Raw genomic sequence first — 10811 nt, 5'->3', positions numbered from 1 at the left:
GCGCAAGCTGCCCACGCTGCGCGGCCGCACCGTGGTCAACCTGTTCTTCGAGGACTCCACCCGCACCCGCATCTCGTTCGAGCTGGCGGCCAAGCGGCTCTCCGCCGACGTCATCAACTTCTCGGCCAAGGGCTCCTCGGTCTCCAAGGGCGAATCGCTCAAGGACACCGCCTGGACCCTGCAGGCGATGGGGGCCGACGCGGTGGTCTGCCGGCACTCCGCCTCGGGGGCGCCGCGGCAACTGTCGGCCTGGGTGGACGGCCACGTCGTCAACGCCGGCGACGGCACCCACGAGCACCCGACCCAGGCGCTGCTGGACGCGTTCACCCTGCGCCGGCACCTCGGTGCGCTGGCGGGCCGGCGGATCGTCGTGGTCGGTGACGTGCTGCACTCCCGGGTCGCCCGGTCGAACGTGCTGCTGCTGTCCACGCTGGGCGCGCAGGTCACCCTGGTCGCGCCGCCCACCCTGGTGCCGGTCGGCGTCCAGACCTGGCCGGCGGAGGTCTCCTACGACCTGGACGCGGCGCTGACCGGCGCGGACGCGGTGATGATGCTGCGCGTGCAGCGCGAGCGGATGAGCGGCGCGTTCTTCCCGACCGCCCGCGAGTACAGCCGCTGGTACGGGCTGGACGAACGCAGGCGAGGGCTCCTGGCGCCGCATTCGATCGTCATGCACCCGGGACCGATGAACCGGGGCATGGAGATCACCCCGGCCGTCGCGGACGGGGTCAATTCGGTGATCGTGGAGCAGGTCGCGAACGGGGTGACCGTGCGGATGGCGGTGCTCTACCTGCTGCTGTCGGGTGAGATGGAAGGTGCCGCATGACGCTGCTGATCCGTGGGGGCGCGCCGTACGGCGAACGGGCCGCCGACCTGCTGGTGGTGGACGGGGTGATCGCCGCCGTCGGCTCGGACGCGGCGACCGACCCGCGCGCCGCCGGCGCCGAGACCGTCGACGCCGCCGGGCTGATCGTGCTGCCGGGCCTGGTCGACCTGCACACCCACCTGCGCGAGCCGGGTCGGGAGGACGCCGAGACGGTGCACACCGGTTCGGCGGCCGCAGCCCTGGGCGGGTACACCGCGGTCTTCGCGATGCCGAACACCGACCCCACGGCGGACACCGCCGGCGTCGTCGAGCAGGTGTACCGGCTGGGTGAGCAGGCCGGGCTGGTCGACGTCCACCCGATCGGCGCTGTGACCGTCGGCCGCAAGGGCGAGCGGCTGGCCGAGCTGGCCGCCATGGCCACCTCGGCCGCCCAGGTGCGGGTGTTCTCCGACGACGGCGACTGCGTCTCCGACCCGTTGCTCATGCGGCGGGCGCTGGAGTACGTCAAGGCGTTCGGCGGGGTCATCGCCCAGCACGCGCAGGAACCGCGGCTGACCCAGGGCGCGCAGATGCACGAGGGTGAGGTGTCCGCCCGCCTGGGGCTGACCGGCTGGCCGGCCGTCGCCGAGGAGGCGATCATCGCGCGCGACGCGCTGCTGGCCGAGCACGTCGGTTCGCGGCTGCACGTGTGCCACCTGTCCACCGCCGGGTCGGTCGAGGTCGTCGCCGCGGCCAAGCGCCGCGGCACCGACGTCACCGCCGAGGTGACGCCGCACCACCTGCTGCTCACCGACGAGCGGGCCGAGGGCTACGACCCGGTGTTCAAGGTCAACCCGCCGCTGCGGACGCGGGCCGACATCGAGGTGCTGCGGCAGGCGCTGGCCGGCGGGGTGATCGACATCGTGGCCACCGACCACGCCCCGCACGCCAGCCAGGACAAGGAGACCGAGTGGGACAACGCCAGTCCCGGCATGCTCGGGCTGCAGACCGCGCTGTCCGTGGTCATCGCGACGATGGTCCGGACCGGCCTGCTGGACTGGCGCGGGGTCGCCCGGGTGATGTCCGAGGCGCCCGCCCGCATCGGCGGGCTGACCGGTCAGGGGCGGCCGATCGCCGCCGGCGAGCCGGCCAACCTGGTGCTGGTCGACCCGGAGGCGCGCTGGACGGTGCGCGGCGCGGAGTTCGCCTCGCTGTCGCGCAACACCCCCTTCGAGGGGATGGAACTGCCCGGCCGGGTGGTCGCCACCTACCTGCGGGGCCGGTGCACCGCCGCCGCCGGCGCGGTGGTCGACCGGGCCCCCGCCGAGGCCGGGCGGGGGGTCTGACGTGGAACGGACGCTGTGGGTGCTCGCCCTGGTGCTGATCTGCCTGCTCGCGGCCTGGGGGCTGTGGGTGGGCTGGCGGCACCGCGGCAACCGGCAGGGCGGACTGGCCCCGCTGCCGGCCGTGCCGGTCACGCCGGGGGACGTCGTCACCCCCGCGCTCAAGGGTCTCTACGTGTCCAGCACCACCGCCCGGAACTGGCAGGACCGCATCGTCGCCCAGGGTCTGGGCGTCCGGGCGACGGCGATCGTCCGGCTGAGCGAGGACGGTGTGCTGATCGACCGGGAGGGCGCCGACCCGATCTTCGTGCCGGTGGCCGACCTGGTCGAGGTGACCACCGCGCCGGGCATCGCCGGCAAGGTGATGGGCCAGGCCGACGGCATTCTCATCATCCGCTGGCGGCTCGGCGGGACCGAGCTGGACAGCGGCATCCGGGCCGACGACCGCGACGAGCAGGCGCAGTTCGTGGCCGCCGCCGCCGGGCTGCTGGACGGGCGCCGGAGCGGCGACCAGGGCGGCGATCAGGGCGGCGATCAGGGCGGGAACCAAGCCAAGAACAAGGAGGCAAGCGCATGACGCCGGCCGTGCTGGTACTGGAAGACGGAACCGCCTTTCACGGGGAGGGTTTCGGCGCGACCGGGACGACGTTCGGGGAGGCGGTCTTCGCCACCGGGATGACCGGCTACCAGGAGACGCTGACCGATCCGTCCTACCGCCGCCAGGTGGTGGTGGCCACCGCGCCGCAGATCGGCAACACCGGATGGGTCGCCGGCCGCGGGGCCGACGCCGGTTCGGACGGCGGGGCCGACGGCGGTTCGGACGGCGGGGCCCGCTACGGGGTGTCGGACGACGAGTCGGACGCGATCTGGGTGGCCGGGTTCGTGGTGCGCGACCTGTCGCCGCGGCCGTCGAACTGGCGGGCCACCGCGACCCTGCCGGAGGAGATGGCGCGCCAGGGCATCGTCGGGATCGCCGGGGTCGACACCCGGGCGCTGACCCGACGCCTGCGCACGTCCGGGTCCATGCGCTGCGGCATCTTCTCCGGGGCCGCCGCGGGCGGGCCGGGTGCCGATCTGGCCGACCTGGTGGCCCAGGTGCGGGCGCAGCCGTCGATGGCCGGGGCCGACCTGACCGGTGAGGTCACCACGGCCGACGGCTACGTCGTGCCGGCCGACGGCGTGGAGCGGTTCACGGTCGCCGCGATCGACCTGGGTATCAAGGCGAACACGCCGAGAATGCTGGCCGCCCGCGGGATCCGGACCCACGTCCTGCCGGCGACCACGACCGTCGAGCAGATCACCGCGCTCGGCGTGGACGGGGTGTTCCTGTCCAACGGGCCGGGCGACCCGGCCACCGCCGACGCCATGGTGCAGCTGACCAAGGACGTCCTCGCGGCGCGGATCCCGCTGTTCGGCATCTGCTTCGGCAACCAGGTGCTCGGCCGGGCGCTGGGCTTCGGCACCTACAAGCTCAAGTTCGGCCACCGCGGGATCAACCAGCCGGTGCGCGACCACGCGACCGGCCGGGTGCTGGTCAGCTCGCACAATCACGGCTTCGCCGTCGACGCGCCGATCGGCGAGGTCGTCGACACCGAGTTCGGCCGCGCCCAGGTCGCCTTCAGCTGCCTCAACGACGGGGTCGTCGAGGGGTTGGAATGCCTTGACCGGCAAGCGTTCTCGGTGCAGTTCCACCCCGAGGCGGCCGCCGGACCGCACGACGCCGCATACCTGTTCGACCGGTTCGTCGACCTGATGGCCACCGGACGGACTGCCAGTGGGAAGGTTTCCGCCTGATGCCTCGCCGTACCGACATCAATCACGTCCTGGTCATCGGCTCCGGCCCGATCGTCATCGGCCAGGCCTGCGAGTTCGACTACTCCGGAACCCAGGCCTGCCGCGTGCTGCGGGACGAGGGCATCCGGGTCTCGCTGATCAACTCCAACCCGGCGACGATCATGACCGACCCGGAGTTCGCCGACGCCACGTACGTCGAGCCGATCAACGCCGAGTTCGTCGAGAAGCTGCTCGCCGACCAGGCCGCCCGCGGGCACCGGATCGACGCCGTGCTGGCCACCCTCGGCGGGCAGACCGCGCTGAACACGGCGATCGCCCTGGACGAGCGCGGTGTGCTGGAGAAGTACGGCGTCGAACTGATCGGGGCGGACATCCCGGCCATCAACCGGGGCGAGGACCGGCAGATCTTCAAGGACGTCGTGCGCTCGGTCGGCGGGGACGTGCCGCGCTCGGCCGTGTGCCACACGATGGACGAGGTCCGCGCCGCGGTGGCCGATCTCGGCCTGCCCGTGGTCGTCCGGCCGTCCTTCACCATGGGCGGGCTGGGCTCCGGCATGGCCTACACCGAAGAGGATCTCGAGCGGATCGCGGGCGGTGGCCTGGCCGCCTCGCAGGCCTCCTTCGGCCCCGGCGACGGCAACCAGAACGTGCACGCCTCGGTGCTGATCGAGGAGAGCGTGCTCGGCTGGAAGGAGTTCGAGCTGGAGCTGATGCGGGACGGCAACGACAACGCCGTCGTCGTCTGCTCCATCGAGAACCTGGACCCGATGGGCGTGCACACCGGCGACTCGATCACCGTCGCGCCGTCGATGACGCTGACCGACCGCGAGTACCAGCGGATGCGGGACCTGGGCCTGGCCATCCTGCGCGAGGTCGGCGTGGCCACCGGCGGCTGCAACATCCAGTTCGCGGTCCACCCGAGCAACGGCCGGATCATCGTCATCGAGATGAACCCCCGCGTGTCCCGCTCGTCGGCACTGGCCTCCAAGGCGACCGGCTTCCCGATCGCCAAGATCGCGGCCAAGCTCGCCATCGGCTACACGCTGGACGAGATCGCCAACGACATCACCCGGGCCACCCCGGCCGCGTTCGAGCCGACGCTGGACTACGTCGTCACCAAGATCCCGCGGTTCGCGTTCGAGAAGTTCCCCGGGGCCGACCCGACGCTGACCACGACGATGAAGCCGGTCGGCGAGGCGATGGCCATCGGCCGGTCCTTCGCCGAGTCCCTGGGCAAGGCCATGCGGTCGATGGAGACCAAGGCGGGCGGTTTCTGGACCGACCCGGCGCCGGCCGAGAACGACCTACCCGCGCTGCTGGACCGGCTGCGGACGCCGCAGGACGGCCGGATCTACGGCGTCATGCAGGCCCTGGAACGGGGCGCCACCGTCGAGCAGGTGCACGAGGCGACGAAGATCGACCCGTGGTTCCTGGACCAGATCGAGCTGGTCCGGACGATCGGCGGGCAGCTGCGGGACGCCACCGAGCTCACCCCCGAGCTGGTCCGGCGGGCCAAGCGGTACGGCCTGTCCGACCGCCAGATCGCCCAGCTCCGGCCCGATCTCGGCGGCGAGCAGGCGGTCCGGGAATGGCGGTGGGCCAACGGCATCCGTCCGGTCTACAAGACGGTCGACACCTGCGCGGCCGAGTTCGCGGCCAGCACGCCGTACCACTACTCGGCCTACGAGACGGACCCGGCAGCGGAATCCGAGGTGGCGCCGCAGACCGAGCGGCCGAAGGTGATCATCCTGGGCTCCGGCCCGAACCGGATCGGCCAGGGCATCGAGTTCGACTACTCCTGCGTGCACGCGGCGCTCGCGCTGCGCGCGGCCGGTTACGAGACCGTCATGGTCAACTGCAATCCCGAGACGGTGTCGACCGACTACGACACCAGCGACCGGCTGTACTTCGAACCGCTGACCGTCGAGGACGTGCTGGAGGTCATCCACGCCGAGCAGCAGTCCGGCACCGTGGCCGGGATCATCCCGACGCTGGGTGGCCAGACCCCGCTCAAGCTGGCGCAGGAACTGCAGGACGCCGGCGTGCCGATCCTGGGCACCTCGCCGGACGCGATCGACCTGGCCGAGGACCGCGACCGGTTCGGGTCGCTGCTGCGGGAGGCCGGCCTGCCGGCCCCCGCCTACGGCATGGCCGTCTCGTTCCCGGAGGCGCAGTCGGTGGCCTCGGCGATCGGGTACCCGGTGCTGGTCCGGCCGTCCTACGTGCTCGGCGGCCGCGGTATGGAGATCGTCTACGACGAACCATCGCTGGCCGACTACATCTCCCGGGCCACCGAGGTCTCGGCCGACCGGCCGGTGATGGTGGACAAGTTCCTGGACGACGCCATCGAGATCGACGTCGACGCCCTGTGCGACGGCACCGAGGTCTACCTGGGCGGCGTGATGGAGCACATCGAGGAGGCCGGCATCCACTCCGGCGACTCGGCCTGCGTGCTGCCGCCGATCACCCTGGGCCGCAGCGACATCGCCAAGGTCCGGGCGCAGACCGAGGCCATCGCGCTGGGGGTCGGCGTCCGCGGCCTGCTCAACGTGCAGTACGCGCTCAAGGACGAGGTCCTGTACGTCCTCGAGGCCAACCCGAGAGCGTCGCGGACGGTGCCGTTCTCGTCCAAGGCGACGGCGGTGCCGCTGGCCATGGCGGCGTCCCGGATCATGCTGGGGGCCACCATCGCGCAGCTGCGGGCCGAGGGCATGCTGCCGGCCACCGGCGACGGCGGGACGCTGCCGGCGGGGGCGCCGGTCGCGGTCAAGGAGGCGGTGCTGCCGTTCCACCGGTTCCGGCGGGCCGACGGCAGCGGGGTCGACTCGCTGCTCGGGCCCGAGATGCGTTCGACGGGTGAGGTGATGGGCGTGGACACCAGTTTCGGCCCGGCCTTCGCCAAGTCGCAGACCGCCGCCTACGGCTCGCTGCCGACCAAGGGCACCGTGTTCGTCTCGGTCGCCAACGCCGACAAGCGCTCCATGGTGTTCCCGGTGAAGCGGCTGGCCGATCTCGGGTTCAAGATCGTGGCCACCGAGGGCACGGCCGAGATGCTTCAGCGCAACGGCATGGACGTCGAGGTGGTGGCCAAGTACTTCGAGGGCAACGGGTCCGGCGAGGGCACCGTCGTCGAGCAGATCCGGGCCGGCAAGATCGACCTGATCATCAACACCCCGTACGGGCAGTCCGGGCCGCGGGTCGACGGGTACGAGATCCGCACGGCCGCGGTGGCCGCCGACATCCCTTGCATCACCACGGTCGCCGGCGCGGCCGCGGCGATCCAGGGCATCGAGGCCCTCAACCGGTCCGACGTCGGGGTCGCGCCGCTGCAGGCGCTGCAGAGCCGGTTGCGGGCCGGCCGCGAGACGGTCGGCTGACCGTGCCGTCGATCGGGGGGACGCGATGACGATCGGGGCCACGGCCTACCGCCGGGCGGTCCGGCCGGTGCTGTTCCGGATGGCCAAGGGTGACCCGGAGGCCGTGCACCACCGGACGATGTCCGGGCTGCGGATGCTGTCCCGGTCGGCCCTGGCCCGGCGCGCGGTGGCCGGGGTGCTCGCCCGGCACCCCAGCCCGCGCACGGTGTTCGGCGTCGACTTCCCGTCCGTGGTCGGGCTGGCCGCCGGCATGGACAAGGACGGCGTCGCGCTGAAGGCGTGGCCGGCGCTGGGTTTCGGCCACGTCGAGGCGGGCACGGTGACGGCGCACGCCCAGCCGGGCAACCCGACGCCGCGGCTGTTCCGGCTGCCGGCGTCGGAGGCGATCGTCAACCGCATGGGGTTCAACAACTCCGGCGCGGGGGCGTTGGCCGCCCGGCTGGCCACGACCGGCCCGATCGGGGTCCCTCTGGGCATCTCGCTGGGCAAGTCCAAGGTCACCCCGGTCGACGAGGCGGTCGGCGACTACCTGACGTCCCTGCGCGCCGTGCACGGGTACGCGGACTACATCGCGATCAACGTGTCCAGCCCCAACACCCCGGGGCTGCGCAGCCTGCAGGACCGGGCCCCGCTGGACGAGCTGCTGGCCGCCATGACGGCCGAGGCCGGGTCGCTGGCCTGGTCGGCGCAGTCCGGCGGGCAGCGTCGGCGCGGGCCGGTGCCCGTGCTGGTGAAGATCGCGCCGGACCTGACCGACCAGGCGATCGGCGACCTGCTGGAGGTGTGCGTCGACCGCGGCATCGCCGGCCTGATCGCGACCAACACCACGCTGGCCCGGCCCGGCATCGCGCCGGCCGAGCAGGCGAAGGCGGACGAGACCGGGGGACTGTCCGGCCGGCCGCTGTTCCCGCGGGCCCTGGAGGTGGTCCGGTTCGTGACCGCGCACTGCGACCTGCCGGTGATCGGCGTCGGCGGCATCTCCAGCGCCGACGACGGCCTGCGGATGCTCGACGCCGGGGCCAGCCTGCTGCAGCTGTACACCGGGTTCATCTTCGGCGGCCCGCCGTTGATCACGTCGCTGAACAAGGCCATCGCCGCGCGTCGAGCCGGCGGCGGGGCGGCCTGACCCGCCGGCCCGGGCGCGGTCCGGCGGGCTGGGCTAGCGTCGCCGGTCATGAGGATCGGCATCGGGGTCGGGGACATCGCCGGCCGGGGCAGCTCGCCGGAGAGCCAGATCGCGCAGATCCGGGCGCTCGCCGAGCAGGGGGTGCGCCAGGTCTGGCTGGCCCAGATCTTCGGCGCCGACGCGCTGACCATGATCGCGGTCGCCGGGGCGCAGACGCCCGGCATCGAGTTCGGGACCGCGGTGGTGCCCACCTACCCTCGCCATCCCACCGCCCTGGCCGCGCAGGCGATGACGGTGCAGGCGCTGACCGGGAGCCGGCTCACGCTCGGCGTCGGGCCCAGCCACCGGGAGGTCGTCGAGGACATGTTCGGCCTGGACTACACCCGGCCCGCCCGGCACATGCGCGAGTACCTGACGGTGCTCGGCGGACTGCTCCGCGGCGACCGGGTCGACGTCACCGGTGAGACCCTTCGGGTCAACGCCCGGCTGACCGTCCCCGGGTCGAGCCCGCCGTCCGTGCTGGTCGCCGCGCTCGGCCCGGTGATGCTGCGCCTGGCCGGGCGGCTGGCCGACGGCACCGTCACCTGGATGACCGGACCGGAAACGCTGGCCGGCCACACCGTTCCGGTGCTGGTGCAGGCGGCCGCCGAGGCCGGCCGGCCCGCCCCGCGGGTGGTGGCCGGCCTGCCGATCTGCCTGACCGCCGACCCGGCGGCCGCGCGGGAGCGGGCCGCCCGGCAGTTCGCCATGTACGGGCAGCTGCCCAACTACCGCGCGATGCTCGACCGGGAGGGCGCGGACGGTCCCGCCGATCTGGCCGTCGTGGGCGACGAGGCGGCGCTGGTCGCCGGCCTGGACCGCCTCGCGGCCGCCGGCGTCACCGAATTCCTGGCGGTGCCGTTCGGCACCCGGGAGCAGATCGCCGAGACGATCGGCTTCCTGGCCGCGCGGTCCGGGGGGCGGGCCGGCGGGCAGTCCGATGAGCCGCCCGGGGGGTGATCCGGGCGGGGGAGGCGCGCGAGTGAGATGGCGATGAGAAGATCGCCGGCATGACGATCACCGAGCCGTTCGGCCACCGCCTGGTCGCGGCCATCGAGTCCCGCGGGCCGTTGTGCGTGGGCATCGATCCGCATCCCGGCCTGCTCAAGGCCTGGGACCTGCCCGACGACGCCGGCGGCCTGGAGCGGTTCGCGATGACGGTGGTCGAGGCGCTCGGCCCGATGGTGGCGGTGCTCAAGCCGCAGTCGGCGTTCTTCGAGGCGCACGGGGCGGCCGGGATCGCCGTCCTGGAGGAGGTGCTGACGGCGACCCGCGAGGCCGGCGCGTTGAGCATCCTGGACGGCAAACGCGGTGACATCGGCTCGACGATGGCCGCCTACGCCGCGGCCTACCTGACCCACGAGGCGCCGCTGGCCGCCGACGCTCTCACCGTGTCGCCCTACCTGGGGTTCGGCTCGCTGCTGCCGACGGTGGACGTCGCCCTCGCCGAGGGGCGCGGGCTGTTCGTGCTCGCGCTGACCTCCAATCCCGAGGGCCAGCAGGTGCAGCACGCGCTCGGGGAGGACGAGAAGACCGTCGCCCAGTCGATCATCGACCAGGTCGGCGCGCTCAACGCCGGCGACGACCCGATCGGATCCATCGGGCTCGTGGTCGGCGCGACCATCGGCCGGACCGGGGTCGACCTGTCCTCGGTCAACGGGCCGATGCTCGCTCCCGGCCTCGGCGCCCAGGGCGCCACCGCCGAGGACCTGCGGACGATCTTCGCCGACGCCCACGGCGCGCTGCTGCCCAGCACGTCACGCCAGGTCCTCGGGGCCGGGCCCTCGGTGGACAAGCTCCGGGCCGCGGCGGCCCGCACGATCGACGAGGTCCGCGCCGCCCTGGGCTGAGCGGGCGGGGCGGACATCGACGGGTCCCGGCTGCCCTTATCGGTGTTGATCATGGGAAGAGTGCTGTTATGCCGCCGGCATAACCGCACTCTTCCCATGATCAACACGATGCCGGGGGGGTGCGGGGCCGGGGCCGGGGGCCGGGGTGCGGCGGCGCGGTCGGCGGGGCCGGGCGGTCGGCGGGCCGGGCGGTCAGCGGGGCGGGGCGGTGGTGGCGCCGCGGTGGAAGCGGCAGCTGAAGCGGACCGACGCCGGGGCGCCGCCCTCCAGCAGGTCGAGAACGGCCCGGCCGGCGGCGCGACCCTCGTCGGCGGCGGGCTGGACCATCGTCGTGAGGTCCTGGGGGATGACCCGGTCCAGCGCGATGCCGTCGCAGCCGATGACCGACAGGTCGCCCGGCACGGACAGTCCCAGATCGGTGGCCGCACGGATCACCCCGGCGGCCAGCAGGTCGCTCTGCGCGACGCCGGCGGTCGG

9 protein-coding genes are annotated in these 10811 nt (G+C 73.2%); 8 read left to right on the top strand and 1 reads right to left on the bottom strand.

Annotated elements, in window-relative coordinates; translation table 11 throughout:
* From ACOJUF_RS19770 to pyrF, 8 genes are all read left to right on the top strand, one after another.
* On the top strand, positions 1-826 hold an 826-nt coding region (locus ACOJUF_RS19770), incomplete at its 5' end, for an aspartate carbamoyltransferase catalytic subunit (protein WP_420123531.1).
* On the top strand, positions 823-2151 hold the full coding sequence (locus tag ACOJUF_RS19765; protein ID WP_420123530.1) for a dihydroorotase: 1329 nt from the start codon (positions 823-825) through the stop codon (positions 2149-2151). The genes ACOJUF_RS19770 and ACOJUF_RS19765, both read left to right, overlap by 4 nt.
* A 1-nt stretch (position 2152) precedes the next feature.
* Positions 2153-2725, top strand: a complete 573-nt coding sequence (locus ACOJUF_RS19760; RefSeq protein ID WP_420123529.1) for a transporter — start codon at positions 2153-2155, stop codon at positions 2723-2725.
* The gene (carA, locus tag ACOJUF_RS19755; protein WP_420123528.1) at positions 2722-3942 is read left to right on the top strand and encodes a glutamine-hydrolyzing carbamoyl-phosphate synthase small subunit; all 1221 of its coding nucleotides are present in this window, start codon (positions 2722-2724) and stop codon (positions 3940-3942) included. Before ACOJUF_RS19760 ends, carA begins: the two co-directional genes overlap by 4 nt.
* Positions 3942-7319, top strand: a complete 3378-nt coding sequence (gene carB / locus ACOJUF_RS19750) for a carbamoyl-phosphate synthase large subunit (protein ID WP_420123527.1) — start codon at positions 3942-3944, stop codon at positions 7317-7319. The genes carA and carB overlap by 1 nt, the downstream gene beginning before the upstream one ends.
* A 25-nt stretch (positions 7320-7344) precedes the next feature.
* A complete protein-coding gene (locus ACOJUF_RS19745) occupies positions 7345-8445 on the top strand; it encodes a quinone-dependent dihydroorotate dehydrogenase (RefSeq protein WP_420123526.1) in 1101 nt (366 codons plus the stop codon).
* Between the two features lie 48 nt (positions 8446-8493).
* The gene (locus ACOJUF_RS19740) at positions 8494-9444 is read left to right on the top strand and encodes a TIGR03564 family F420-dependent LLM class oxidoreductase (protein WP_420123525.1); all 951 of its coding nucleotides are present in this window, start codon (positions 8494-8496) and stop codon (positions 9442-9444) included.
* Positions 9445-9494: 50 nt separating this feature from the next.
* Entirely contained in the window at positions 9495-10334 is an 840-nt protein-coding gene (gene pyrF / locus ACOJUF_RS19735) for an orotidine-5'-phosphate decarboxylase (protein ID WP_420123524.1), read from the top strand.
* A gap of 192 nt (positions 10335-10526) precedes the next feature.
* Here pyrF and ACOJUF_RS19730 read toward each other — a convergent pair.
* Positions 10527-10811 (bottom strand): substrate-binding domain-containing protein (locus tag ACOJUF_RS19730; protein ID WP_420123523.1); only part of this gene is annotated, 285 nt, incomplete at its 5' end.

The sequence above is a fragment of the Nakamurella sp. genome, from assembly GCF_048594475.1.
Classification (GTDB): Bacteria; Actinomycetota; Actinomycetes; order Mycobacteriales; family Nakamurellaceae; genus Nakamurella.
Note: the sequence above shows the minus strand (reverse complement) of the source record. Positions and strands in the feature narration are given on the sequence as shown.